Source organism: Phyllobacterium myrsinacearum, assembly GCF_014138285.1.
Lineage (GTDB): Bacteria > Pseudomonadota > Alphaproteobacteria > Rhizobiales > Rhizobiaceae > Phyllobacterium > Phyllobacterium myrsinacearum_A.
Window position 1 is genome coordinate 593,203 of record NZ_JACGXN010000001.1, and the last position, 25,788, is coordinate 618,990.

The window sequence follows — 25,788 nt, forward strand, 5'->3', positions numbered from 1 at the left end:
GCGAAACGGATCAGATCACCTTGCCGGGGTTCATGATCCCAGCCGGATCAAATGATGTCTTGATGCGACGCATCAGATCGAGCGCCACCGGCGATTTGGTTTCCGACAGTTCCTTGCGCTTCAGCTGACCAATACCGTGTTCGGCCGAGATCGAACCTTTATAGGAGCGGACGATCCCATGCACACGGGCATTGACCTCGCCCCAGCGTGCAAGGAAGGCTTCCTTATCGGCACCGATGGGCTGGGTAATGTTATAATGCAGGTTGCCATCGCCCATGTGACCGAAGGACACGATGCGTGCCCCGGGTATCATCTCAAGCACAGCAGCATCGGCCTCAGCAATGAACTCCGGAATGCGCGCCACGGGCACGGATATGTCGTGCTTGATCGAGCCGCCTTCGGGTTTCTGCGCCATCGACATGGCTTCGCGCATATGCCAGAAGGATTTTTCCTGGGCGGTGCTGTCAGCGATCGTGGCATCTTCGACCAGTCCCGCCTCAAATCCTTCCGTCAGAATGGCCTCGATGGTCGCACGTGCATCTTCGGCGGAGCGCGACGACGAGATATCAATCAATACATACCAGTTGTGCACGCCCTGCAGCGGATCGCGCACGCCTTCCGTATGCGCAACCGAAAACTCGACACCGATGCGCGGCATCAGTTCAAAACCGGTGAGCGCCGCACCCGCATGGCTCTGCGCCAGTGCCAGCAGCTTCAGCGCGTCATCAGGACTGTTCAGGCCCGCATAGGCAACGCCCTTGCCCTTGGGCAGCGGAAAGAGCTTCATCACCGCTGCGGTAATCACGCCAAGAGTGCCTTCCGCGCCAACGAACAGGTCCTTGAGGTCGTAGCCGGTATTGTCCTTCTTGACGTAGCGCAGATCGTTGAGAATCTCGCCCGTTGGCAGGACCACCTCGACACCGAGGCAAAGCTCGCGGGTGTTGCCATAGGCCAGAACCGCCGTGCCGCCCGCATTGGAGGAAAGGTTGCCGCCGATCTGGCAGGAGCCTTCCGACCCCAGCGAAAGCGGAAACAGACGGCCAGCCTTCTCAGCCGCTTCCTGCAATTTCTGCAGAACGACACCGGCCTCGACAATAATGAGATTACCTGCAGGCTCGACGGAGCGGATCTTGTTCAGACGCGACAGTGACAGGATGACCTGCTGGCCTGTCTCATCGGGCATCTGGCCGCCGACAAGTCCGGTATTGCCGCCCTGCGGCACGATAGCTGTTGCGGTCTCGGTGGCCAGTTTCAGAATTGCCGAGACTTCTTCCACGGTGGACGGCCGCAGGACCAGCGCCGTCTTGCCGCCGAACTTTTCCCTGGGTTCGATGAGATAGGGTTCGATGTCGTGTGTATCCTGCAAAGCGTTCTTCTCGCCGACGATGGCTGTGAAACGGGCAATAAGCTCTGGCATCAGGGTCATTTGATCTGTTCCAACTCTTCTATGGGAGGCACGCGCGGCGCCGCGGCGCGGACAAGGCGGTCATTGATGGCTTCGCCCAGTCCGGTGAAGGGGATCGGTTCGACGGCAATCACGGCACCGCCAAGGCGGTCGAGACGCTTCATGAAATCGAAAAGATTGGTGGCAGCCTCGCGCAGATTGCCGGTCTCGCTGAGATTAAGCCGGGCGCTTGCCCTGTGGGCATCCGCAGCACGATCGGGCCCAAAGGCCAGCAGCGCCTCGCCATCGCGTACCTCATGCACGTTCAGACGCACACCGGCTGATGGAGCGTAATGCGAGGCCATCATGCCGGGCGCTTCGATAGCGGCGCGCTGGTCCATGCGTTGCAATGACCCGCCGATCAGAGCTTCGATATCTTCGGCGGCAAGTCCGCCCGGGCGCAAAAGCAGGACCGCATCACCATCAACCTTGACGATGGTCGACTCCAGCCCGACCTCGGAAGGACCGGCATCAAGGATCAGTGCTATTTTGCTGCCGAGATCATCGGCGACCGCCTGCGCGCTGGTGCCGCTGATCCTGCCCGATGTGTTGGCGCTGGGAGCAGCCAGCGGATGACCGAGGGCAGCAATAATCTTTCCGGCAATACCGCGTGGCATGCGCAGCGCAACCGTATCGAGACCAGCGGCCACCAGAGGATGAATATGCGTGTCGGGCCGCAGCGGCAGGACCAATGTCAAAGGACCCGGCCAGAACGCATCCATCAGCTTGCGTGACAGAGGATCGATCACCGCATAGCGTTCCGCCATGGCGATATCCGAGACGTGGCAGATCAGTGGATTGAAATGTGGCCTGCCCTTCGCCTCAAAAATACCGGCAACAGCATCGCCGTTCGTGGCATCGGCGGCGAGGCCGTAAACGGTCTCGGTCGGAATAGCGACGAGCTTGCCCGCAGCCAGCGTCTGGGCCGCCTTGAGAATTGCCTGTTCATCTGGTGCTATTGTCTCGGCCAAAGGTGCATCTCCGATAGTGCGCCCTGCTTATATGATCGGTGGGGCTCGCCGCAAGTCTGCGCTGATGAACTCACCGTATGAGGTGATGCGTAAAATTGAATCCATCGATGGTAAAGATTGGCAAGGTTTGGCTGATAAAGCTGGGCGGTCAACAAGGATAGAGCCGCATGTTCCGCCGTCTGCTTGCCATTATTGCTGTTGCCCTCTTTGCGCCTGCCCTTGCGCACGCAGGAGAGTCCATCAAGCTCAAAGGTCCGTCAGCCCGGCCAAACTCGGTAACCTATGTCGGCTATGACAGTTTTGATGCCGACGGCAATCCAGTCTGCACACCCTGCATAGAGCAGCGCGCGGCTGAGGCGGCAAAGCTTCAGGCCTATATGGAGCGACGGGAACGCTCACGCCAATACATGGCCCGCCTTCAGGGCAATGAGCCCAAACCAGCTTCGTTGATGGCCGCCAATGCGGCAACCTTGCCAGCATCAGGTGCGACGCCAGTTGCGCAAATCCCGGCCACACCGGAACCAGCCGTGCCAGCCCCAGCGAATGGACTACTCGCCGTCGAGGCGACTCCGCTGCGCGCCAGCATGCAATAGGACTGGCTTCTATTCAGCCAATGCAGACAGGCGCGATGTTTTCGCGCCTGTCTGTTGATTATCCAGCGATCTTCGAAAAGTCTGCGACGGTGTTCGTAGCCGTGCGGATGCGGGCAAGCAAAGCAAGACGATTGGCCCGAACGGCGGGATTCTCGTCATTCACCAGCACATCTTCAAAAAATGCATCGACCGGCTCGCGCAGGGCACTCAGTGCAATCATCGCGCCGGAAAAATCCTGCTTTTGAATTGCCTGCGCTGCATCTTTCTCGGCCTCGTTCACCGCAGAAAACAGCTTCTTTTCCGCATCAAGCGTGAGCAGAGCGCTGTCAACGGCGTCGGAAACCGTGGTGCCCTTCTTCTCTTCGGCATTCAGGATGTTGGCCGCGCGCTTGGTACCGGCCAGCAGATTTTTGCCCTCTTCCGAATTAAGGTAGACGACCAGCGCCTCGACGCGGCGGGCAATCAGAAGCAGGTTGTCGGCATCGTCTGTCAGCACCGCATCAATCAGATCATGGCGCGCGCCGAGATCACGCAGATGCACTTTCAGGCGTTCATGGAAGAATGCCAGAAGATCAAGCAGAACCGGTTGCGCGCTTTCGGCAACCTCGCCGCGCAGGCGCTTTTCGAAACCTGATATGGCATTGGTGACATCTTCCTCACCATCCACATCGCCGGAGTTCTGTGCAGCCTGATGGGCCTCGTAGCGTTCGACGTGCTTTTCGATTGTCTCTTCGCGCAACTGTCCGAAAGCGGACTGGAACACGGGAAGAAGTTCTATCTGCCAATCACTCGAAAGCAGCAAACGGATGACACCAAGGGCAGCACGGCGCAGCGCATACGGGTCCTTCGAGCCTGTCGGCTTTTCATCAATGGCCCAGAAACCCACAAGCGTATCGAGCTTGTCAGCAAGCGCGACGGCAACAGAGACAGGATCGCTGGGCACGAAATCAGACGGCCCCTGCGGCTTGTAATGTTCTTCAACCGCGGCCGCAACCGAAGGATGCTCGTTCTGCAGCAACGCATATTTACGGCCCATGCCGCCCTGTAACTCGGGAAACTCGCCGACGATCTCCGTCGTGAGGTCGGCCTTGGCCAGAACCGCAGCTCGGGCTGCCAGAACCGGATCAGCCCTTACAAGCGGAGCGATTTCCCGGGCCAGTGCCTTGATCCGGGTGACACGTTCACCCTGCGTGCCGAGCTTGGCATGGAAGGTGACATTGAATGCATCGAGCCGCGCCATGCGCTGGTCGAGCGGCTTGCTCAGATCGAGGTCAAAACGGATGGCAGCCGCCGCGAGCTTCTCCATATCCGGCAGATCGTGCTGATCTGTCGTCCAGAAGTACAGCGCATCAGAAAGTCGGGCACGCACGACCTTGCCATTGCCATAAGCAATCTCCCTGCCACCGTCGCTGGCCACGATATTCGACACAAGAATGAACTTGTTGGACAGTTTGTCTGTCTCGCCCGACTTGCGGGTGACGAAGCACTTCTGGTTGGTCTTGATGGTCAGGCGAATAACTTCCGGCGGAATGGCAAGGAATTTTTCTTCGAACTCACCCATCAAGACGACAGGCCATTCGACAAGACCTGACACCTCTTCCAGCAGGCCCTCGTCCTCAACCAGTTCAAGGCCAGACGCAAAAGCAATGTTCTGTGCATCCGACAGAATGATCTCCTTGCGGCGATCGGCATCAAGAACGACTTTTGCCTTCTCCAGCTTGGCAACATAATCATCGTAGCGACGCACGGTGATCGGCTCGCCATCGCTCAAGAACCGGTGGCCGTAGGTGACATTGCCGGACCGCACGCCGCTCACCTCGAAATCGACGACAACCGGCTCTTCGGTTTCTCCGCCAAAAGTGCACACGATCGACTGGAGCGGACGCACCCAGCGCAGGCTTCCAGCCCTTGCGGACGCGGCACCCCAGCGCATGGATTTCGGCCATGGGAATTCGCGAATGATCTTCGGCAGGAGTTCAGCGATGATTTCTTCAGCCGCCCGGCCCGGCTTCGTCAGATGGGCAACGTAGAAATCGCCCTTCTTCGGATCGGTATGCACATGAGCCTGCGAAATGTCCGTGAGGCCGGCTGAGCGAAGAAAACCAGCGATAGCTGCTTCCGGCGCGCTCACACTTGGGCCCTTGCGGTCTTCGTGCACGTCTTTCGAGCGCGCGGTGAGCCCGCGAACATCCAGTGTCAGCCGGCGCGGGGTCCAATAGTCGCCAGCAGCCTCATAGGTCAGGCCAGCCTCGACGAGGCCATCGGTGACAAGCTTCTTCAGATCGCCCGCAGCCTTGCGCTGCATGCGAGCCGGGATTTCTTCCGAGCGAAGTTCGAGCAAAAGATCAGGCATTATACGGACTCACTCTTGAAATTGACGCCGCCGGCTTCGGTCAAAAGGAAAGCCTCACCGCACTGGCGGGCAAGATTGCGCACCCGCAGAATATAGCTTTGCCGCTCGGTAACCGAGATCACACCACGCGCATCGAGCAGGTTGAAGGCGTGCGAAGCCTTGATGCACTGGTCATAGGCTGGCAGGACCATACGGTGCACCGGGCTGTTGTCGCCGTCCTTGGGCGCACCGGCGCGCAGAAGCGCCGCGCACTCGGCCTCTGCATCCTCGAAATGCCGCAACAGGACCGAGGTATTGGCGTGTTCAAAATTATGCCGTGAATATTCCTGTTCAGCCTGCAGGAAGACGTCGCCATAGGTGACCTTTTCATCGCCCTCAAGGCCATTGAAATTCAGGTCATAGATGCTGTCGACGCCCTGGATATACATGGCAAGGCGCTCAAGACCATAGGTCAGCTCGCCCGAAACCGGCGCGCATTCAATGCCGCAGACCTGCTGGAAATAGGTGAACTGCGAGACTTCCATGCCGTCGCACCAGCATTCCCAGCCGAGACCCCAGGCGCCGAGCGTCGGGCTTTCCCAATCATCCTCGACGAAGCGGACATCGTGCAGCAGCGGGTCAAGGCCGATCGCCGCGAGCGAGCCGAGATAAAGCTCCTGCAAGTTCGCCGGCGATGGTTTCATGATTACCTGATACTGGTAATAATGCTGCAAGCGGTTGGGGTTCTCGCCGTAACGGCCATCTTTGGGACGGCGTGATGGTTGCACATAGGCAGCCTTCCATGGCTTGGGGCCAAGTGAACGCAGCGTCGTCGCCGGATGGAACGTACCCGCCCCGACTTCCATGTCGTAGGGTTGCAGGATAACGCAACCGTGCTGTGCCCAATAATTATGGAGCGTCAGGATGAGACCCTGGAACGAACGGGTCGGATGCATATGATCGGGCAATGGGACGGTCACCGGACAGGCCTTTTTGACGAACGGAAATGGAGTGCACGTCCTAAGGCGTGCCGTCTGGCCGGTCAAGAGAAAGGACGTCCCGGCAGCAGCTTTCACAGACCCGCAACGGGATGAATTGCAGGAATGCGCGGGCATTCCTGCAATGAAGAGCGGTTAACCCTTGTTGCCAGGTGCCGGGGCTGGCGCGGGTTCAGGTTGCGGCGCGGGGGCGACTGGCGGTTTCGGAGCTTCACCGCCGTTCTTGGCAACCCCCGGTTCCTTTTCATCGGGAAGGCCGTTCTTCAGCTTTTCCTCGATCTTGACCAGATCTTCCGGTTCCGGCTTGGAATCGCGCGCATGGGCCCACTGGAACGTTGCTTCCAGCTTGCGCCCGGCACGCCAGTAAGCATCGCCCAGATGGTCATTGATGGTCGCATCTTCCGGACGCAACTTCACAGCCTGTTCAAGCTGGATGACCGCATCGGCATAATTGCCCAGGCGGTAATAGGCCCAGCCAAGGGAGTCGACGATGTAACCATCCTGCGGACGGGAGGCGACTGCCTTCTTGATAAGATCCAGCCCCTGCTCCAGCTTGACGTTCATATCGATCCACGAATAGCCGAGATAGTTCTGCACCTGCGGCTGATCAGGATAAAGTTCAAGCGCCTTGGTGAAATTCGGCTCTGCCTTGTCCCACTGCTTCAGCCGCTCATAGGCGATGCCGCGTTGGTAGAAGATCATCCAGTCGTTGCGTTCGGGGTTATCGATGGCCGCAACCGCCTTGTCATAGGTTTCGGCGGCCTTGGCATAGTTTTTGTCCTGCGCATAAATGCTGCCAATGGCAAGATAGGTCCGGATATCCTTCGGATCCGCATTCAGAAGGCCGTTGAGATGCGTGATCGCCTCGTCATTGCGCTTCAGAATGGCCAGATTGATGGCGATCTGCATTTCCGCATCGCGGCTATAGGCCGAATCCGACGGAATGCGCTTGAAGTATTCGACGGCTTTTTCCGGCTGCTCCAGCTTTGCGCTGATATCACCGATCTGGAAAAGTGTTGCATCATGTTCAGGACGCAGCGGCAGCGACATCTGTAGATAGAGCTTGGAAAATGCTTCTGCCCCACTGCGGTTGATCGCGGTGGCCAACGTATAAAGCACTTCCGCCGCGCCCTGCTGCGGCGTCTGAACCAGCGGCCTGGTCGTCTTGGCTGCTGAAAGCTGCTTGCCGAATTCAGCCAGCACCATACGGCCGGACAGTACTTCCGATGCATCCTTGATCAACCCTTCCGCGCCGGCCTTGTCGCCGTTGCGCACCTTGAACGAGGCATAGGCTTCCACCAGCCGTTCATAGGTATCCGGTGCAGCGGCCAGACTGGGGCGATCCTCAAGCGCGCTCTGGTAGAACGCGGCAGCCTTGTCCTTCTGCCCGGCCATATCGGCAATCAGCGCAGAATTGTAGATCTTGAACAGAGCGAAACCGTCCGGGCCCTGCAACTTGCTGATCATGGCAAGCGCTTCGTTGGGCTTGCCCGCCCCGGCCTTGGCCCAGGCGGAAATCAGGCCGGTGATCATCTTGTCGAGATCGGACTGCAGCGACAGCATCATCAAGGTATCGACCTTCTGATACTGCTTCTTGTTCAGTGCATCGATGCCAAGTGCCAGACGTGAGAAACGCTCGATCTCGGGAACAGATTTCAGCTCCTCGGCAATCGGCAGGGCTTCCTTGAACTGACCATCGGTCAAAAGCACGAGAAGAAGGCTCTGGCGCAACTCCTGGTTCTTGGGGTCATAGGCAAGAGCCTGCCGGTAAAAAGAAATGGCACTGTCGAAATCATTGCTGCGTTCCGCGGTGCGGGCAGAGAGGAAAGCACCGGACAATGAACCGGTCGCCATCACCGGGTCCTTGCCGGTAGCCGCGGTCACGGGAACGATTCCGATGGACAAGGCAGCGAGTGTTGCGCCCATAACGGAGCCAAGCAATTTACTGCGCTGCATATGCAAAATCCCTCTTCATTGTCGTCATTATGAAATGATCACCCGAATCCTCAAGAAAAGCATGGCCTTTTTACGGTCCTCGCTCAAGTTTGATTGAGAGAATTCGAGGTACAAGCCAACCGCATCGCGAAGCGGGTGGTATCTCACCTAGTGATCCTTTGATTCTGACATTTGCCTGAATGGCTTGTGTCAACGGGATGCAAATGTCAGAATCGGACCACTCGTATTGATCAATTAACCCGGCTGATGCAAAAATCGATGACTTCCAGAAGCGCATCCTTCTGCGGGGACTGATCAAGCGGGGCCAACGCATCACGGGCAATGCCGCCAAAGTGCCGGGCGCGCTGGATCGTATCGCTGAGCGCGCCATAGCGCGTCATCAATCCCTTGGCCTTTTCCAGCGCCTTGTCGTCATTGGCTCCGTTTTCGAGCGCCTGTTTCCAGAACAGGCGTTCTTCCGCCGTGCCGCGCCGATAGGTCAGAACAACCGGCAGGGTGATCTTGCCTTCGCGGAAATCGTCACCGGTATTCTTGCCCAGATCCTTGGCGTTGCCGCCATAATCCAGCGCGTCATCGACCAGTTGGAAGGCGAGGCCAAGATTGAGACCATAGGAGCGCAGCGCCTGACGGTCAGTGCGTGAAGACGATGCAATGATCGGCCCCACCTCCGCGGCCGCTGAAAACAGCGCAGCGGTCTTGGCCTTGATCACTGCCAGATATTCATCTTCCGTTGTTTCGAGATTCTTTGCCGCCGCAAGCTGCATGACTTCGCCCTCGGCGATGACAGAGGCGGAGGTTGCCAGCACATCCAGCGCTTCGAGCGAACCCACATCAACCATCATTTTGAAAGCCTGACCGAGCAGGAAATCGCCAACCAGAACGCTGGCCTGATTACCCCAGATCATGCGGGCGGTACTCTTGCCGCGTCGCAGGTCGCTCTCGTCAACGACATCATCGTGCAACAGCGTTGCCGTATGCATGAATTCGACGCTGGTGGCGAGCTTCACGTGCCCATCGCCCTCATAGCCGAACATGCGGGCCGCAGCGAGCGTGATCATCGGGCGCAGGCGCTTGCCCCCTGACGAGATCAGATGGTTCGCCACTTCGGGAATCATCTCGACATCAGAACCCGCCTTGGACAGGATCAATTCATTGACACGGGCCATGTCGGCCTTGGTAAGATCGATCAGCGGTTGCACCGATCCCGTGCTGTTCTTCTTATCGTCCAGACTGACAACAACGCCCAAAACGAAACTCCTAAACTTCTCGCATAATGCGGCGACACCTTATTTTGACAGCCTATAACCCGCAAGCGGCGAATTGGCGCGCAAAAATGGCACGGGTTACAAATTCGTGATAGGGCCGCCCTATATACCAGCGTTATTCCTGACCATCGGTCGACATGATGCAGATGGGGTTACCCCTGCAATTTTGAAAGGACCCGTTTCATGAAAGTCACTCATCGCTGCCTGATGGCTCTTGTTCTGGCCCTGTCCTGCAATTCCGTTTCTGCACAAACGCCTTCGTTTGACAGGCTGGCGGAGGCCGTTGCCGGACGGCTGCAATTTGCCGACAAGGTTGCCCTCTCGAAATGGGATACTGGCAAACCTGTGGAGGACAAGGAACAGGAAGCCAAGGTGATCTCTGGTGTAGCGGCCTTGCCCGATGCTCAAAGACTTGACCCGGCGCTCCTGCGGACCTTTTTCGCCAACCAGATCGAGGCAAACAAGCTTATCCAGTATACGCTTTTAGCCGACTGGCATCGCAACGGGCGCGCTCCGGATACAATACGGCCGGATCTGGTGAAAGAGATCCGTCCGACTCTTGCCCGCTACACCGAAACGCTTGTGCACGAACTGGACGTGGTTTCCGGTCTGCGGGAAAACAAGGATTGCCCTGCCAGTCTGGCAAAGGCCGCGGGCAACGTCGTCGTCACGCAAAAACTCGACAGGTTGCATTCCGTTGCACTCGACCGGGCACTCGCTGGCATCTGTGTTGCCGATACGGCTGTGAAAAAGCCATAAGCGGCTGTATAAGAATTCTCGCAACCTCAAACCGAACGGGCACCTTCATGATTGAAATCATGCGCACGAACGATCCGGTGCTGCTCTCCTTCGTCGAATCACTGCTGAAGGATGCGGGCATCCGGCACTTTATTGCCGATTCCAACATGAGCATTCTTGAGGGTTCGGTAGGTATTATCGCGCGCCGCGTCCTGGTCGACGCTGACCGGGAGGATGGAGCCCGGCAACTGTTGAAAGACGCCTGCCTCGAGCGCGAGCTGCGCGGCTGAATCATGCCATCGACTGATACGCCTCACACGCTGGATGCATTCCATCGCGGCAGGTTTCACCTGCTCCAGCCCGCAGTGAAGGGACACCGTTCCGGCGTTGACGCCATGGTGCTCGCCAGCACCGTACCCAATGATTTTTCCGGCCGTGTCGCCGATCTTGGTGCAGGAGCGGGTGCTGCCGGCCTCGCAGTCCTTTCCCGCTGCACCAAAGCCAAAGCCGTGTTGATCGAACGTTCCGATTTCATGGCCGATTTCGCCCGGCGCTCCCTGGCGCTTCCGGAAAATGCGGCACTTGAAGCACGGGCCGCACTTCTGCAGGCGGACGTCACCCTCACCGGCAAGGCACGCGTTGCCGCAGGTCTCGCTGACCACAGCTTTGACTTCGTGATCATGAACCCGCCCTTCAACCGGCCAACGGACCGCGCAACACCTGATCCGGTGAAGGCTGAAGCTCATGTCATGACCGATGGCATGATGGAGCAATGGATTCGCACGGCTGCCGCCATCGTCAAGCCCGGCGGCACCCTCGCAATCATCGCCCGCCCGACCTCGATCGCAGAACTGCTCGACGCCCTGCAGCGACGCTTTGGCGGACTCGTTATCGTGCCCATACAGCCACGACCGCAAGATGCAGCCATCCGTATCATTATCAAAGGTATTCGCGGCAGCCGTGCCGGTCTCACCCTTGCCCCTGCTCTGATCATGCACCACGAGACGGGCAACGGATTTACTGAGCGTGCAACGGCCATAAACAATGGTCTGACATCACTTTTGTAGCATTTTCCTCTTGGTACCATTGTGATTTCATGTGCACCGCTTACATGCGCATGACCAAAACCCGTGCGCAGACGCACAAAAGGAGAAAGCATTGGCCCGATTGATCCGAAAATTGCTGCCGCGCCGCTGGCGCCCTGACTTTGTGGAGATACCGGTGGTTCGCCTGCACGGCGCCATCATGTCTGGCGGCGGTCAATTCCGGCAGAATCTCTCCCTTGCATCCGCCGCATCGGTTCTGGAAAAGGCCTTTGGTGACAAGGATTCACCTGCGGTGGCGATTTCGGTGAATTCGCCGGGTGGTTCTCCCGTGCAGTCGCGGCTGATTTACCGGCGCATCCGCGATCTCGCGGCAGAAAAGAACAAGAAGGTCTATGTCTTCGTCGAGGATGTTGCTGCCTCAGGCGGTTACATGATCGCCGTTGCGGGCGACGAAATCATAGCGGATCCATCATCCATTGTCGGCTCGATCGGCGTTGTCTCCGCGAGTTTCGGTTTTACGGAACTGATCAAGAAGATCGGCGTGGAACGGCGTGTCTATACGGCAGGCAAAAACAAGGCAACGCTTGACCCTTTCAAACCGGAAAACAAGGCCGATATCGAACATCTGAAAGCGTTGCAGCTTGAAATCCACGATACGTTCATCAATCTGGTCAAGGACCGGCGCGGCGACAAGCTGAGCGCCAGTACCGATCTTTTCACCGGCCAGTTCTGGACGGGAACACGTGGTGTTGAACTCGGTCTGGTGGATGGTCTTGGCGACATGCGGTCCTATCTCCAGTCGCAATATGGCCCCAAAACCAAACTAAAGCTTATCTCGCAGCCGCGTGGCCTGTTTGGCCGCAGAATACCTTCCGCCAGCGTGCAGATCGCGGGGCTTGGCAGTGGTTTGGCCAATGGTCTGATGGACGCAGCCGAGGAACGGGCTCTCTGGTCACGCTTCGGTCTGTAAATCGGCGCAGGATTTTTTGGCAAGGCCAAAACTCCGTGCTATTGATACGGATGAGGAATGATATCGGCAGTTGAGGATTACGGACGATGCCACAATTGATCTTTTTTGCTCTTGTCGGCGCCGCCGCCTACTACGGCTATCGTTCGTTCAAGAAGGAAGCGCAGCGCGTGTCACAACGCGTCCGCGAGGCTGAGAAAGAAGCACAGAATCGCGCGCAGGGAACATTGGTCCAGGATCCCGAGACCGGTGAATATCACCTGCGCAAAGACTGATGCGATGCTTGCCAGTCCTGACCACACAATCAGCCTGATTGCTCCGGCCAAGATCAATCTTGCGCTGCACGTGACCGGCAGACGTGAGGATGGTTACCATCTTCTCGACAGTCTCGTCGTGTTCGCCCGGTTTGGTGACCGGCTGAGCGTGAGAAAAGCGGCAGCGGATTCTTTTACCCTGTCCGGCCCATATGGCACGGGGCTTCCCGTTGACGACACAAATCTTGTCGTCCGGGCACGGGATGCGCTCCGCCGGCAATACGGCGAGCAGGCGACACCTGTGGCTATTCATCTGGAAAAACATCTTCCCGTCGCATCAGGTATCGGCGGCGGCTCCAGCGATGCAGCTGCGGCCCTGCGCGCGCTGACTGCTCTGTGGGGTATCGACGTCAGTCCGGTGAAACTGGCTGCACTTGGCCTGCCTCTTGGCGCCGATGTCCCCATGTGCCTTCACGGCGAAACACTGATCGCGCGCGGGATCGGCGAAGACATCGAGCGCATTGCTGCATTTCCGCGACTGCCTCTGGTACTCGTCAACAACGGAGTGACTGTTTCGACACCGCAGGTGTTTTCCGTACTTGCCCGTCGCGACAATCCACCTCTGCCCCGCTTGCCATCCCTGACATGCCTTGACGACATCTGCACTTATCTCGGGCAAACTGAGAACCACCTTTTCGCAGCCACTGAAACACTTGCGCCCTCGATCAACGACAGCATGCAGGCTTTGCGTGACACCAACCCGCTGATGGCGCGTATGTCCGGATCGGGTGGAACCTGCTTTGCCATCTATCCTGATGACGAGACCGCAGAAACAGCTGCAACCCGGCTGCGCCAAAGCCAGCCCTCATGGTTTGTCGTCGCCACCAGCACCACCGTGGAAGGGAACTGATCTTGATCCGCATTGACGAAACACGCCCCTTTGTTCCCGTCGGCATCGCCGTGCTGACCGTTTCCGATACGCGTACGCTGGAAGACGACAAATCCGGCAACACACTGGCTGACCGCATCACGGCGGCGGGCCACCGCCTTGCACACCGCGCAATCGTCACCGATGACCGCGAGAAAATACGCGACAAGGTGCTCGCATGGTCAAACGACCCTGATGTGGACGTGGTGATAACAACGGGCGGTACAGGCTTTACCGGCCGGGACGTGACGCCTGATGCGCTCGAGCCGATCTTCGAAAAGCGCATGGATGGCTTTTCCGAAGTGTTTCACCGCATTTCCTATGACAAAATAGGCACGTCGACCATCCAGTCGCGCGCGACTGGCGGCGTGGTCAACGCGACCTTTGTTTTTGTGCTGCCCGGTTCACCCGGCGCCTGCAAGGATGCCTGGGACAATATTCTCCAGTTCCAGCTCGACTATCGCCACATGCCCTGCAATTTCGTCGAGATCATGCCACGGCTGGATGAACATCTGAAACGGGGTTGAACCTACTTCAACGCGCCGGGAATAATTTCCGCACGCAGGCGTTTCATGGCCAGCCCCCGCGCCAGATCCGACGCGCTCTTGCCCGGAGCCGATAGAGCCATTGCCTGACGCTTTGAAATCAGCAGCCCGTCCGCCAGCGGATTGCCCGGCGAGAAAACCCGCGCGAAGAACGGCCGACGGTGCGCATGGGAGCGGGTAAAACAAGCCGGGCCCTGTATCCGTTCCACATGGGCGGCAACCGCGTCGATCCAGCCATCGATCAATCGTGCGCCCGGCTCGATGAAGAGAATCCAGTCACTGCGCGCGCGGCGCAGCCCATCAATCAACGTCTGATCCTGCAGGAAAATACACCCAGCGGCATCAGCCACCCGGTGGGTCTGGTCCGTCGAGCCCTGATCGATCACGATCACGTCGCTCAACACGCCTTCGACAGCTCCGCCTACCAGTCCGCTGAGCGTTCTAGCCAAGGGTTCATCGGCATTTCGGGTTTCAATCAGGACAGAAATCATCCATTTCAGTTATAGTATTATTATTGAAATTTCCATCATACTTTTTTATCAGATTGTTCTTGCTTTGTTCTAATAATTTGCTAGGAATACATTCATGTTGCGACAGTGATGAGCGACTCAGTTTCGCTCCGGTCTCAAGGAGAATGTCAATGAACATCATGGTGCAGGCGGACAAGGCCGCCTTCGGGCAAGGCCGGGCGCAGCATGCCAATGTGCTGGTTGAGGAAGCCGGGCTGCGGATCGATCATGAACGCCGCCGTGGACGTGGCGCGGGCATGAATCCATCCGGACGGTTCGAGCCGGAAACACGCCACGTTTTTGATGACGGCTGGGAAACAATCGAGGACTTACCGGCCTTCAAGACCGAAGTGCAGATCGAGAAGCCGCGCACCATCATCACCCGCAACGATTCTCCCGATGTTGGCTTCGACCGCTCGATCAATCCCTATCGCGGCTGCGAACACGGCTGCATCTATTGCTTTGCCCGGCCTACACACAGCTATATGGGCCTGTCCGCCGGTCTTGATTTCGAATCAAAGCTGTTCGCCAAACCCGATGCTGCGAAGATGCTCGACCGTGAACTCTCCAAGCCGGGCTATACGGCCAAGACCATTGCCATCGGCACCAATACGGATCCTTACCAGCCCATCGAGAAGAAATGGCGCATCATGCGCGACATCCTGCAGGTGCTCGAAGAGCATCAGCACCCGGTTGGCATCGTCACCAAGTCGGCACTGGTCATGCGTGATATCGATATTCTCGCCCGTATGGCCGAGAAAGGTCTCGCCAAGGTCTGTCTTTCCGTCACGACACTGGACGGCAAGCTTGCCCGGACGATGGAACCGCGGGCCTCGACACCGACGCGGCGGTTGCAGGCACTGCGCGCCCTTTCCGATGCAGGCATTCCGACGGGAGCCCTGGTGGCGCCCATCATTCCGGGTCTCAATGATCACGAGATCGAGCGTGTTCTCGACAGCATTTATGCGATGGGCACCCGGGAAGCAGGTTACGTGCTCCTGCGGCTGCCACTCGAGGTCAGTCCGATCTTCAAGGAATGGCTCCTGCGCAATTACCCGGATCGTTACCGCCATGTTCTGTCCCTCGTGCGGTCCATGCGCGGCGGCAAGGATTACGATGCGGAATGGGGAAAACGCATGCGTGGAGAAGGTCCCTATGCCTGGCAGATAGGGCGCCGTTTTGAAATGGCGGCCAAGCGGCTCGGTATCAATCTTGCCAAGCGTCGTCTGCGCACGGACCTGTTCGTACCAACGGCGGGAAGCGAACAATTGTCGCTGTTTTAAATATCCCAACGGGTGTCTGGCCCGTTTGAGAAACTCCGTCGGGCGCCCCCCATCCCCTCGACGGAAGCCCTGATGCCCTACCCCATCAGCATCAGGGCCTTGCAGAGAATCAGAACGAATGCGAGTCTCGTCGCAACATGGCTCGATCACGTTCTGATTCTCTGCTTCTTCCTCTCGATCCTGGCAAACCGGATTTTGCCACGGAGCGCCGGCTTATGCGCGACGGCGTGCCCTTTGTTGTCGGTATCGACGAGGCAGGCCGGGGGCCGCTGGCAGGACCGGTTGTCGCAGCGGCGGTGATTCTGGACCCCAGGAAGATTCCCGATGGCCTTGATGATTCCAAACGCCTGACGGCCAGGAAGCGCGAGGAGCTTTTCGACATCATTTTGAAGACGGCGCTTGCATCGGGTATTGCAAGTGTCGCCGCTCCGTCGATCGATGCGACGGACATTCTCAAAGCCGCACTGGAGGCCATGCGCCGCGCCACGTGCGGTCTATCAATTCTGCCAGCCCATGCGCTTATCGACGGGCGGGACGTGCCACGCGGTCTTCCCTGCCCCGGCACGGCCATGATCAAGGGCGATCAGCGCTCCGTCTCCATTGCTGCAGCGTCTATTCTGGCAAAGGTCAGCCGCGACCGCATGATGGCTCAGGCGGGTCGTCACTATCCACTTTATGGACTTGAGACCCATGCGGGCTACGGTACGGAATTTCATCGCAATGCCATGGAAATCCACGGGCCCGTGGTCGGCCTGCATCGCTTCAGTTTCGCACCGTTGAAAAACCGGGAAATTTAGGGGCAAAGCTGACAAACTGTGCGGGCGATGCCTCAAATAGTATGCGTATCACCCTCCTAAGCCACGGCAGGGCCATTGTGCGTGGTTCGTCCTTGGACAAGCTCAGGAAGCTCACCATGAGGGAGATGGGTGGGCTGCAAGCTAATCGTCAACAGTGCAAAACTTGACTCCCCGCAATCCTCACTCTCCCTCATGGTGAGCTTCCTGAGCTTGTCCAAGGACGAACCACGAACCACGCGCGATGGCTTTGCAATCGTCTTGAAGTGGCGGTTGCCGAGAGGGAAACGATTCTCAAAAGAAAAAGCCGCCTCGCGGCGGCTATCTCAAACGTCATTCGCCTTCGATCAATTCAAGCGTGACTTCACTTCAGTGAGCGAAGACTTGAACAGGTCAGCCGATGTCTTGGCATCTACCTTGTCCTTCAAAAGACGGCTTGCAGCAGCGACAGCAATGTCGACAGCGGAAGCGCGGACTTCGTTGACAGCCTCGGTCTCGGCCTGGGCGATCTTCTGCTCGGCAAGCTTGTTGCGGCGGGCAACATATTCCTCGGTCTTCTGCTTGGTTTCCTCAACAATGGCATGAGCTTCGCGCTGCGCCGCAGCAACGATCTCGCCAGCTTCCTTCTCGGCTTCCTTACGCTTGCGCTGATATTCGGCCAGCAAGGACTGTGCTTCTTCACGCAGCCGGCGGGCTTCTTCCAACTCATCGCGGATCTTCAGGGCACGATCATCAAGCGACTTGCCGACAACCCCGGGAACCTTCAGATAAACCATCAGCGCCAGGAAAATGACCAGACCAACCAGGGCCCAAAATGTTGCGTCCATTATGGTTCTCCTTAGCCGCGAACAGCTTTGACCGCGGCGGAAACACTTGCCTTGTCGACAGTTCCACCAATGATCTTCTTGACGATTTCAGTCGCTGTTTCCTCGGCGATAGCGCCGACACCAGCCATTGCCTTGTCCTTGATGGACGCAATGCTTGCCTCGGCATCAGCCAGCTTCTTCTCCAGCGCAGCCGAAATTTCCGCAGTTTCTGCGTCAGCCTTGGCCTTGGATTCGTCACGGGCTTTCTGGGCGATGCTGCCAGCCTTTTGCTTGGCTTCAGCAAGTTCCTGCTCATAGGCGGCCAGCGCCTCATCCGATTCCTGCTTCATGCGGGCAGCCTGATCGAGATCCGTGGCGATGCGATCGCGGCGCGTCTCGATGATGCCGCCGATGCGCGGCAGAACCACGCGTGACAGGAACAGGTAGAAAAATGCAAATGTCAGTGCCAGCCAAAGCAGCTGCGAAGCAAAGTGGCTGGAGTCAAAGGGCGGGAAAACACTTTTATGCGCCACACCGGTTTCGGAGTGGGTCGCGGTGCCGTGAGCATCAGGCGCTGCACCCGTTGCAGCCGTTTCGGCATGCGCAGGTGTCTCGTTCTGAGCGGTTGTGGATGCGGCTTGAGCCGAAGACACAAACATATGTTGTCCCCTTGGTTCGGGCATTTCCCGATCTGCTGACTTTAATTATTATACTGGCCGCGCGGAGCGCAGCCAGTATGAGCTGTCTGCCGATTAAACAGCGAACAGAAGCAGAAGAGCGATGAGCAGCGAGAAGATGCCCAGAGCTTCAGTAACGGCGAAGCCGAATACCAGACGGCCGAACTGGCCATCAGCTGCGGATGGATTGCGCAATGCACCGGAGAGGTAGCTACCGAAAATGTTGCCGAGGCCGAGGGCCGTTCCGGCCATACCAAAACAAGCGAGGCCTGCACCGATGTACTTTGCTGCTACGGGATCCATGTTAAACTCCTTTGGATAGAATAGGTTATTGGTAGATTACGTTTGGCGGAGGCCCGCCGGCGAAATTCTTTCTTAGTGACCGCCAGGATGCACTGCGTCGTTCAGGTACATGCATGTCAGCACGGTGAAGACGTAGGCCTGCAGGAAAGCCACCAGAAATTCGAGACCGGTCAGAGCGACCGTCATGGCGAGCGGAAGGATTGCGCCGCCGATACCGACCGCACCCAAACTGCCCAGCGACACCACGAAACCCGCAAATACTTTCAGTGTGATGTGGCCAGCAAGCATGTTGGCGAAAAGACGAACTGAAAGGCTGATCGGGCGGGAAAGGAAGGAAATGATTTCGATCGGCACCACAAGAAGCAGCAGCGGAGCCGGCACGCCTGACGGCACGAAGACGCCAAGAAACTTGAAGCCGTGCTTGGCGAAACCATAGACGAGAACCGTACCGATAACGAGGATCGCCAGGGCGAACGTCACGATGATCTGGCTGGTAATCGTATAGAAATAAGGGAACATGCCGAGCATATTGGCCACAAGCACGAACATGAAGAGCGAGAAAACGAACGGAAAGAACTTCATCCCGGCGGTACCGGCCGAATCACGCAGCGTGGACGCCACGAATTCATAGGCCATTTCCGAAACTGACTGCAGACGTGTCGGAATCAGACCGCGATTGGAGGAAGTCAGGTAAAGAAACGCCGATGCGACAGCAACCGTGGCAACCATGAAGGCTGACGAATTGGTGAAGGACAAGTCAATTCCACCGACATCAATGGGAATCCATCGAGCAATCTGGAATTGATGGATCGGATCGTTGGCCACGCTAACCTCGTCTATATCGTTCCATGCCCGCAGGCTTATTCCGGTTTCTCACGGTCCTGGCTCTTGTCGAGCTCAAACCCGCGGTTCTCCGCCACACGTCCTGCAGAGCGCAGAATGTTCAGCGTTCCAGCACAAAAACCCAAAAGGAGCAGAATGATCAGCCCCCAGGGTGAAGTGCCCAAAAATCGGTCAGCTAACCAGCCCAACCCCGCACCAACCAGAACGCCTGCGATAAACTCGCTCGACAATTTCATGGCCTGCGCGACACCGGAGGCGGTCCCCGTCCCCTCGTCTTTCGAACTGGTCTTCATGCCGACACCTTTTGAAGCAAGCTTTGCCTCAAGATCGCGCCGGCGATTCTCCAGTTCGACTGAAGTCAGCGGCTTTCCAGCATCCGGCGTATTACCGACAGAACCTGACTGATCGGGTTCGTTCCCCGTGGCCAATGGCATGTCCTTTACACGCTGAATGCAGGGCTTCACCCCCGCTTCGAAGTCGCGCGCAACATATTGTTACGATCCGCGCTAGTCAAGGCGCAGAAGCAGGAGTCTCAAAGGTAATTTTCGCGGGAAATTTCAATACCTTAGGTAAATATGACTTTATGTCTCACCTCTGAGGGCAAGAATCTCCCGCGAATCCTGTGGATGAGACAACGGTTCAGACACTTTCCAGCGCCATCGCAACACAGCTTTCGATGGTCCATTGGGCCATGACGCAACCCTGCGTTTCTTGCGGCAGAAAGCGAACCAAACAATAAATGATGCTGAGTGAATAAACATGAAGTTTTGAGAGTGAAGCAGAAAACACCGAGCCAGCCGGTGTATCGGGACGATGGCCGCCCGACATGCAGCGCCGCGCGCCATGGGCGCGTAAAGGACGCTGCAAAACTTACAGCTTGCGTGATCTTTTCGAAAATCATTCTGATTTTCAGATCATGCAAGGGGCAAGGGCCTTGCTCTCAAACTTGGAGGTGATCTGTGTAGAAACTACCACTTAGCATCACCCTGATATTGAAAAGAACCCGGACGAGCTGTTGCTGAGCTTCCAAGTGGCATCAAATCCAACCACCGCCATAGGTGCGGTAGAAAACATGCTGGCCGATCTTGTCGACGCGTTTCATGGTGTGCGCCCAGTTTGGCCGGACATAGACAGCGTGATAATGGGTGGCGGAGCCGACCTCAGGCAGGAAGATACGCCCGGCCGTTACAGCCATGGCGATTTCCTGTGCCATTTTCCAGTATTTCGGCTCGGTCACCACCAGCTTGCGGCCCTCACAGGCAAAGGAGAACTGGCAGCGGTTGATCCAGTCATTGTTCTGGTAAACCACGCCGCAGATGGTCTTCGGATAGGCCGGATTGCGCACACGGTTGAGAATAACCTGCGCAACGGCGGCCTGCCCCTTCAGACTTTCGCTTCTTGCCTCAAAATAAATGCCTGTCGCCAGGCATTTCTGTTCTTCCTTGGTGAAGACAACAGGGGGAAGCGGTGATGCCAGCCAGGCGTGATCGCCCGCGCCCAGTTGCGGAATGAACCGGCCGGGCTGCTTTGGTTCGTTGAGAATGTTATCGAAGGGTGAGGTTTTGGCATAGTCGGGTTCGGCCGGCGCATAACCCAGCGCGAGAACATCCGGCGTATTGCTGGTGATCAGGCTTGCCAGCATGGGCGAGACCTGCGGATCGGTCTTGGCCGGAGCACGGTTATGGAAAGCCAGAGCAATCTGGATTTCCTTCCCGGCAATCTTCGGCTTGGCGAAGGCCATTTCGACTTCAACGCCATGGGTGGGACGGATCAGCATGCTTGAGCGTTGCAGAATCGAACCGGCGCTGAATGCCTTTGGCGGGGCTTTCTTGCTGATGGTGACGATACGCCCCTGCTTTTCGGCACGATTGATGCGGTCTTCGTCAGGCGTTGCACCGGGAGATTTCTGGGTGCCGTTAACGACGACCGGACCAATGCCGGGCACATCGATACCGCCGGCCGGAATGCTCGAGGTGATGGCTCTGTCATCGACAAAGCTCATATTGGCCTTCTGGATGGAACCGGCAGGTGAGTTTTCCAGATAGGCACTCCACCGGCCCTTACCCGATTCAACGCCGGACAGCATGCTGGCCATGTCCTGATAGGCAATGACAGTCGGCGAGAACAGGTAAATCGCCGTGCCGATGACCACCGGACCGATAAAATTCCTGTTTGTCCGATTCTTTTGCCGAGGCTTCGATGCCCGAAAAAACTCAAAGAAACGCACGCCGATACCCCATTCACAACCGAACAATACTGGCTGCAAAAATGAAGCATTAACCTTGATGGAGAGTTAACAGGCCAGGGAGAAAGTGAAGAAGAGGCATCAGTAAGGCGTCCTCTCTCCTTCATCCTCGGTCTTGACCCGACGATGAAGGAGAGAGGAGTTGTGTAAACGGAAAGTACGTGCTCCCGATCCTACAGAAAGCCTTTAGCGCTTCTTTTTTGCGCGTCCGGCAAACGGATTGTCCGATGTGCGCAGAACCACCCGCAGTGGAACTCCCGGCATGTCAAATGTCTCACGCAGACCATTTGTCAAATAGCGGACATAGGATGTCGGGAACGCTTCAGGCCGCGAACAGGAGATAACAAAGCCCGGAGGCCGGGTCTTCACCTGCGTGATGTACTTGATCTTGAGACGGCGACCGGCAACGGCGGGCGGCGGGTGATGGGTCGTCACGCCTGTCATCCAGCGGTTGAGGCGACCGGTGGAGATACGGCGGTTCCATATCTCGTCCGTCGTGGCAACAGCAGCCATCAGTTTGTCGATGCCCTCGTTGCGTTCGCCTGAAATCGGGACAGCACGGATACCGCGAATCTGCGGTAGTAGCCGTTCAGTCTTTTCGCGCAGATCAGCCAGAACCATCTGGCGGTTTTCGACCAGATCCCACTTGTTGAAGGCGATGATCGGTGCGCGGCCTTCGCGTACGATCAGATCGGCGATCTGCAAATCCTGCTTTTCGAAGGGGATCGTCGCATCAAGCACGATAATGACCACTTCGGCAAAACGAATGGCACGCAGCGCATCGCCAACGGAGAGCTTTTCAAGTTTACCTTGGACACGGGATTTACGGCGCAGCCCAGCTGTATCGAACAGCTTGATCTGACGGCCCTTCCACTCCCAATCGACGGAAATGGAATCGCGCGTGATGCCTGCTTCCGGTCCTGTCAGCAGGCGATCTTCGCCCAGCATCGTGTTGACCAATGTCGATTTACCGGCGTTCGGGCGCCCGACAATGGCAATGCGCAATGGCTTGCTGGAATCGTATTCCGGAATGTCTTCGGCATCCGGATCGTCGATATCGTCACCGATCAGATCTTCCTTCGGACCCGCAACCGCAGGTATGGTAACTGCCACCGCATCGCTGAGAGGATCGTTCGTCTCGTACTCATCCGGGAAAACCCGTTCTTCACCCATCACGCCGACGATCACATCACGCAGATCAGGGAAACCCTGTCCGTGTTCGGCGGAGATCGGGCATGGTTCGCCAAGACCCAGCTGATACGAATCGTACATGCCGGATTCGGCACCCCGTGCCTCGGCCTTGTTGGCTACCAGAATAACCGGCTTGCCCGAACGGCGCACGAGATCGGCGAATGTCACATCGGCCGGTGTGATACCGGCCTTTGCATCAACGAGAAACAGAATGAGATCGGCCTCGCCAATCGCCAGCTCTGTCTGCGCGCGCATGCGGCCTTCCAGCGAATCACTGGGCACTTCCTCCAGACCTGCGGTATCGATGACATCGAACTTCAGATCATAAAGCTTGGCGGCATGGACGCGCCGGTCGCGCGTAACGCCCGGCAGATCGTCCACCAGCGCGATCTTGCGGCCGACAAGCCGGTTGAACAGGGTGGACTTACCGACATTCGGACGGCCGATAATGGCAAGGGTGAAACTCAAAGACTCAAATTCCTGTGTTAACCGGCTGCAGCAGCGGGTGCTGCGCCAGTGCTGCGAAGCATGTCGAGCATCGTGTCGGCAAACTGGCGAATATTGGCGGGAGCAGCCTGATCATCGGAAATCTGCTTGAACAGCTTTTCCGCATCAGCGCCACGATCGGCCTTCCAGGCAGCAAGGCCAAGGGCCTCGCGCGCGGAATGGCGCATGGGGTTGCTGTCGGATGAAAGGGATTCGACGCGGCTGGCAACATCATCATAGGAGCCCGTATCGAGAAGCAGCAAGGCTGCGCGCAGCTTTGCCAGATCGCGAATGGACTGGGGAACCGAAGCATCGGCAGCGACCTTGTCAAAGGCCGCCACGGCCGCCGCCGGATCGCCCTTCTGCGCCTGAACACCGGCCGCGCGCATGCGGGCCAGCACTGGATAGGCGCCATAACCGGTCTTTTCCAGCTCATCCAGCGTCTTCAGCGCTTCATCATTCTTGCCATCACGAACAAGATTGAGTGCGGCGAGAAACTGGTCACCGGATTTTGATGCCTGTTTTTCGGTCCAGTATTCATAGAAGGCAAAGACGCCTGTACCAACGACCAGCGCAACAGCCGCGCCAATCAGCAGACCACCAAAACGCTTCCAAAACGCCCGCATCTTGTCGGAGCGGAGTTCCTCATTTACCTCACGAAAAAAGCCGTCGTCAGTCATAGTGCCTCATCGGTGCCCCTTCAGGGGCGTGCCTTAAATGAAATAGAGTACGCGAGGCAGCCAGAACCGCTCCGCGCGCACAGAGTTAAAGGGCTTTTAGTCGGAAAATCTGCGGGATGTAAGGGCCAAGTTAAAAATAGACCCTGACGGCAGCTTTAAATCGGCGAAACACCGATCAGCCAGGCGTGCAGCTTCCAGACGAAGAGCACATAGAGCACCACACCGGCAACGATGGCCATGATGTCATTCGAGACCGGGCCCGGCACGATCACTGTTTGCGCAAGGCCGGCCCGCTCCTGCCGTTTGATGGCAATGCGGTCGACCACAGCCCAGGCAAGAAACGAGAGAAACAGGATCAGCGACGCCAGATCCCCATTGGCCAGAAGATGGGCCAGCGCCCAGATTTTCACAGCAATCAGCATGGGATGCTTGAGGACAGGTTTCAGTTTTCCGGGCTTGAAATTGGCGATCATCAGCGAGATGAACGAAAACAGCATCAGGAGAAGCGTGATATGTTTCATCCAGACTGGTGGTTCATAGATGAACAGCGCGTAGGGCCGCGCCAGCACATATCCCCAAATAATCAGCGCCAGGCCGACAAAGGAAATAAGCGAATAGAAGCCTTTCCACTTGCCCTCGCCCCAGCTGGCTATTTTGGCCAATCGCCAGCGCGGCGCGACGATGCGAACCGAATGAATTCCCAGAAAGACAACAATACCCAGAATCAGCACCAGCATGACCGGTTTCCCCCATGTGATTGCAGCCTATAGCGACTTTAGAACAGTTCCAAGACATACGCTTGCGGTGGATCGACGCGTCCGATGATCGCCACAATTCACCTGTAGCGAGAATTATCTCTCCCACTGGTTGTGTTGTGCCTGCATATGCGTCTGATTTCCCGAGTCCTGACTGCGTCCCTTGCCCTTTCGGCATGCGTGCCCGCTTATGCGCGTGATGATACGGACCTGCGCGGCACGACCGGCGGCAAACCGCAGTATGTGTTGATCTCCTTCGACAACTCAGGCAGCAATGCCCTGTGGGAACGCAGCCGGGCCCTGGCAGAACGCTCCAACGCCAAGTTCACCTATTTTCTTTCCTGCGTATTTCTGATCGACCGCGCCGACCGCAAAGCCTATCAGGCGCCGGGCCAATCCTTCGGCCGCTCCAATATCGGCTACGCCGCATCAAAGGATGACATTGCCAAACGGCTCGACAATATCTGGCGCGCGCGCAACGAGGGCAATGAAATAGCAAGCCACGCCTGCGGCCACTTCGATGGGCGGACATGGACCAAAGCAGACTGGGAGCGCGAGTTTACCACCTACAAGCAAGTGTTGAGCACGGCCTGGGCAAAATATGGCAGCGATCCGGAGCCAGAAGGCTGGAAGGCATTCGTTGATAAGGAAGTGCGCGGTTTCCGCGCGCCTTACCTTTCCAGCAGCCCCGCCCTGCTCTCGGCATTGAAAGATATGGGCTACGCTTTTGACGCCAGCAGCGTTTCCAAGGGTCCGGCCCTGCCCGTCCATGCGGGCGGGCTCTACCAGTTCGCCCTACCGACCATCAGTGAAGGCCCGGAACACCGCCCGGTTGTGGCGATGGACTACAACATGTTCGTGCGCCATTCCGGCGGCTTCGAGCGGGCGGATCATCTCAACGAGTTTGAAAACCGTGCCTATGACGCCTTCAAGGGCGCCTTTGACCGGCAGTATAAAGGGGAGCGCATCCCCTTTCAGATCGGTATTCACTTCACGCTGATGAATGGCGACGCCTATTGGCGGGCGCTCGAACGCTTTACCGCTGAAGTATGCACGAAGCCGGATGTGCGCTGCACGACATACAGTGATTATCTCAGGCAGACCGGCGCCGAAGCGCCGGTTGCTGTCGTCCCGGCTGTCAGCCGCAAGGTCCCGGGCAGCGGTATCTGACCGCCGCCA

The 25,788-nt window shown here is 57.5% G+C and carries 27 protein-coding genes; 11 read left to right on the forward strand and 16 right to left on the reverse strand.

Features of this window, described 5'->3' with window-relative positions; all coding sequences use genetic code 11:
• Nucleotides 1–10: 10 nt before the first annotated feature.
• Both FHW16_RS03005 and FHW16_RS03010 read right to left on the reverse strand, forming a co-directional pair.
• Nucleotides 11–1,417 carry an FAD-binding oxidoreductase gene (locus FHW16_RS03005; RefSeq protein ID WP_182548895.1) on the reverse strand — a complete coding sequence of 469 codons (1,407 nt, stop codon included), beginning with the start codon at nt 1,415–1,417 and terminating at the stop codon, nt 11–13.
• A 5-nt stretch (nt 1,418–1,422) separates the two neighbouring features.
• Nucleotides 1,423–2,415 carry an L-threonylcarbamoyladenylate synthase gene (locus FHW16_RS03010; protein ID WP_182547669.1) on the reverse strand — a complete coding sequence of 331 codons (993 nt, stop codon included), beginning with the start codon at nt 2,413–2,415 and terminating at the stop codon, nt 1,423–1,425.
• A gap of 167 nt (nt 2,416–2,582) precedes the next feature.
• Here FHW16_RS03010 and FHW16_RS03015 point away from each other — a divergent pair, with 167 nt between their 5' ends.
• On the forward strand, nt 2,583–3,008 hold the full coding sequence (locus FHW16_RS03015; protein WP_182547670.1) for a hypothetical protein: 426 nt from the start codon (nt 2,583–2,585) through the stop codon (nt 3,006–3,008).
• A gap of 58 nt (nt 3,009–3,066) precedes the next feature.
• Here FHW16_RS03015 and glyS read toward each other — a convergent pair whose 3' ends face one another.
• The 4 genes from glyS to FHW16_RS03035 form a co-directional block, all read right to left on the reverse strand.
• Entirely contained in the window at nt 3,067–5,361 is a 2,295-nt protein-coding gene (gene glyS, locus FHW16_RS03020) for a glycine--tRNA ligase subunit beta (protein WP_182547671.1), read from the reverse strand.
• Nucleotides 5,361–6,296 (reverse strand): glycine--tRNA ligase subunit alpha, encoded by a 936-nt coding sequence (locus FHW16_RS03025; RefSeq protein ID WP_182548896.1) that lies wholly within the window; start codon nt 6,294–6,296, stop codon nt 5,361–5,363. The genes glyS and FHW16_RS03025 overlap by 1 nt, the downstream gene beginning before the upstream one ends.
• A 177-nt stretch (nt 6,297–6,473) precedes the next feature.
• Nucleotides 6,474–8,294: a tetratricopeptide repeat protein gene (locus FHW16_RS03030; RefSeq protein ID WP_182547672.1), complete on the reverse strand. Its 1,821-nt coding sequence runs from the start codon at nt 8,292–8,294 to the stop codon at nt 6,474–6,476.
• A gap of 230 nt (nt 8,295–8,524) precedes the next feature.
• The gene (locus FHW16_RS03035) at nt 8,525–9,541 is read right to left on the reverse strand and encodes a polyprenyl synthetase family protein (RefSeq protein ID WP_182547673.1); all 1,017 of its coding nucleotides are present in this window, start codon (nt 9,539–9,541) and stop codon (nt 8,525–8,527) included.
• Between the two features lie 201 nt (nt 9,542–9,742).
• On the opposite strand from FHW16_RS03035, the gene FHW16_RS03040 reads away from it, so the two are divergent.
• The 7 genes from FHW16_RS03040 (at nt 9,743) to moaB (ending at nt 14,019) form a co-directional block, all read left to right on the forward strand.
• Nucleotides 9,743–10,318 carry a chorismate mutase gene (locus FHW16_RS03040; protein ID WP_182547674.1) on the forward strand — a complete coding sequence of 192 codons (576 nt, stop codon included), beginning with the start codon at nt 9,743–9,745 and terminating at the stop codon, nt 10,316–10,318.
• Nucleotides 10,319–10,365: 47 nt separating this feature from the next.
• Entirely contained in the window at nt 10,366–10,587 is a 222-nt protein-coding gene (locus FHW16_RS03045) for a DUF2007 domain-containing protein (RefSeq protein ID WP_182547675.1), read from the forward strand.
• 3 nt (nt 10,588–10,590) lie between these two features.
• Entirely contained in the window at nt 10,591–11,364 is a 774-nt protein-coding gene (locus FHW16_RS03050; RefSeq protein WP_182547676.1) for a methyltransferase, read from the forward strand.
• A 91-nt stretch (nt 11,365–11,455) separates the two neighbouring features.
• Nucleotides 11,456–12,313, forward strand: coding sequence for a S49 family peptidase (locus tag FHW16_RS03055; RefSeq protein ID WP_182547677.1), 858 nt, complete (start codon nt 11,456–11,458; stop codon nt 12,311–12,313).
• Nucleotides 12,314–12,399: 86 nt separating this feature from the next.
• A complete protein-coding gene (locus tag FHW16_RS03060) occupies nt 12,400–12,585 on the forward strand; it encodes a hypothetical protein (protein ID WP_182547678.1) in 186 nt (61 codons plus the stop codon).
• Nucleotides 12,586–12,589: 4 nt separating this feature from the next.
• Nucleotides 12,590–13,474: a 4-(cytidine 5'-diphospho)-2-C-methyl-D-erythritol kinase gene (locus FHW16_RS03065; protein WP_182548897.1), complete on the forward strand. Its 885-nt coding sequence runs from the start codon at nt 12,590–12,592 to the stop codon at nt 13,472–13,474.
• A gap of 2 nt (nt 13,475–13,476) precedes the next feature.
• Nucleotides 13,477–14,019: a molybdenum cofactor biosynthesis protein B gene (gene moaB / locus FHW16_RS03070; RefSeq protein ID WP_182547679.1), complete on the forward strand. Its 543-nt coding sequence runs from the start codon at nt 13,477–13,479 to the stop codon at nt 14,017–14,019.
• A gap of 2 nt (nt 14,020–14,021) precedes the next feature.
• Here moaB and FHW16_RS03075 read toward each other — a convergent pair whose 3' ends face one another.
• Nucleotides 14,022–14,528 carry a glycosyltransferase gene (locus FHW16_RS03075; RefSeq protein ID WP_182547680.1) on the reverse strand — a complete coding sequence of 169 codons (507 nt, stop codon included), beginning with the start codon at nt 14,526–14,528 and terminating at the stop codon, nt 14,022–14,024.
• 149 nt (nt 14,529–14,677) lie between these two features.
• Between FHW16_RS03075 and FHW16_RS03080 the strand changes: the two genes are divergently transcribed.
• Nucleotides 14,678–15,829 carry a PA0069 family radical SAM protein gene (locus tag FHW16_RS03080; RefSeq protein WP_182547681.1) on the forward strand — a complete coding sequence of 384 codons (1,152 nt, stop codon included), beginning with the start codon at nt 14,678–14,680 and terminating at the stop codon, nt 15,827–15,829.
• Nucleotides 15,830–15,966: 137 nt separating this feature from the next.
• The gene (locus tag FHW16_RS03085; protein ID WP_182547682.1) at nt 15,967–16,626 is read left to right on the forward strand and encodes a ribonuclease HII; all 660 of its coding nucleotides are present in this window, start codon (nt 15,967–15,969) and stop codon (nt 16,624–16,626) included.
• A gap of 344 nt (nt 16,627–16,970) precedes the next feature.
• On the opposite strand, the gene FHW16_RS03090 is transcribed toward FHW16_RS03085, so the two are convergent.
• The 9 genes from FHW16_RS03090 to FHW16_RS03130 all read right to left on the reverse strand — a co-directional run bounded on the left by FHW16_RS03090 (nt 16,971) and on the right by FHW16_RS03130 (nt 24,591).
• Nucleotides 16,971–17,450 carry a F0F1 ATP synthase subunit B gene (locus FHW16_RS03090; RefSeq protein ID WP_182547683.1) on the reverse strand — a complete coding sequence of 160 codons (480 nt, stop codon included), beginning with the start codon at nt 17,448–17,450 and terminating at the stop codon, nt 16,971–16,973.
• A gap of 11 nt (nt 17,451–17,461) precedes the next feature.
• Nucleotides 17,462–18,088, reverse strand: coding sequence for a F0F1 ATP synthase subunit B (locus tag FHW16_RS03095; protein ID WP_182547684.1), 627 nt, complete (start codon nt 18,086–18,088; stop codon nt 17,462–17,464).
• 93 nt (nt 18,089–18,181) lie between these two features.
• Nucleotides 18,182–18,409, reverse strand: coding sequence for a F0F1 ATP synthase subunit C (locus FHW16_RS03100; RefSeq protein ID WP_008125314.1), 228 nt, complete (start codon nt 18,407–18,409; stop codon nt 18,182–18,184).
• Between the two features lie 72 nt (nt 18,410–18,481).
• On the reverse strand, nt 18,482–19,234 hold the full coding sequence (locus FHW16_RS03105) for a F0F1 ATP synthase subunit A (protein WP_182547685.1): 753 nt from the start codon (nt 19,232–19,234) through the stop codon (nt 18,482–18,484).
• Between the two features lie 35 nt (nt 19,235–19,269).
• On the reverse strand, nt 19,270–19,680 hold the full coding sequence (locus tag FHW16_RS03110) for an AtpZ/AtpI family protein (protein WP_246711611.1): 411 nt from the start codon (nt 19,678–19,680) through the stop codon (nt 19,270–19,272).
• Between the two features lie 608 nt (nt 19,681–20,288).
• Entirely contained in the window at nt 20,289–21,347 is a 1,059-nt protein-coding gene (locus tag FHW16_RS03115) for a cell wall hydrolase (protein WP_182548898.1), read from the reverse strand.
• 336 nt (nt 21,348–21,683) lie between these two features.
• The gene (gene der / locus FHW16_RS03120; protein WP_182547687.1) at nt 21,684–23,156 is read right to left on the reverse strand and encodes a ribosome biogenesis GTPase Der; all 1,473 of its coding nucleotides are present in this window, start codon (nt 23,154–23,156) and stop codon (nt 21,684–21,686) included.
• Nucleotides 23,157–23,173: 17 nt separating this feature from the next.
• On the reverse strand, nt 23,174–23,854 hold the full coding sequence (locus FHW16_RS03125) for a tetratricopeptide repeat protein (protein ID WP_182547688.1): 681 nt from the start codon (nt 23,852–23,854) through the stop codon (nt 23,174–23,176).
• A gap of 155 nt (nt 23,855–24,009) precedes the next feature.
• A complete protein-coding gene (locus FHW16_RS03130; RefSeq protein WP_182547689.1) occupies nt 24,010–24,591 on the reverse strand; it encodes an NnrU family protein in 582 nt (193 codons plus the stop codon).
• Nucleotides 24,592–24,738: 147 nt separating this feature from the next.
• On the opposite strand from FHW16_RS03130, the gene FHW16_RS03135 reads away from it, so the two are divergent.
• The gene (locus FHW16_RS03135) at nt 24,739–25,779 is read left to right on the forward strand and encodes a polysaccharide deacetylase family protein (protein ID WP_246711612.1); all 1,041 of its coding nucleotides are present in this window, start codon (nt 24,739–24,741) and stop codon (nt 25,777–25,779) included.
• Nucleotides 25,780–25,788: the final 9 nt, after the last annotated feature.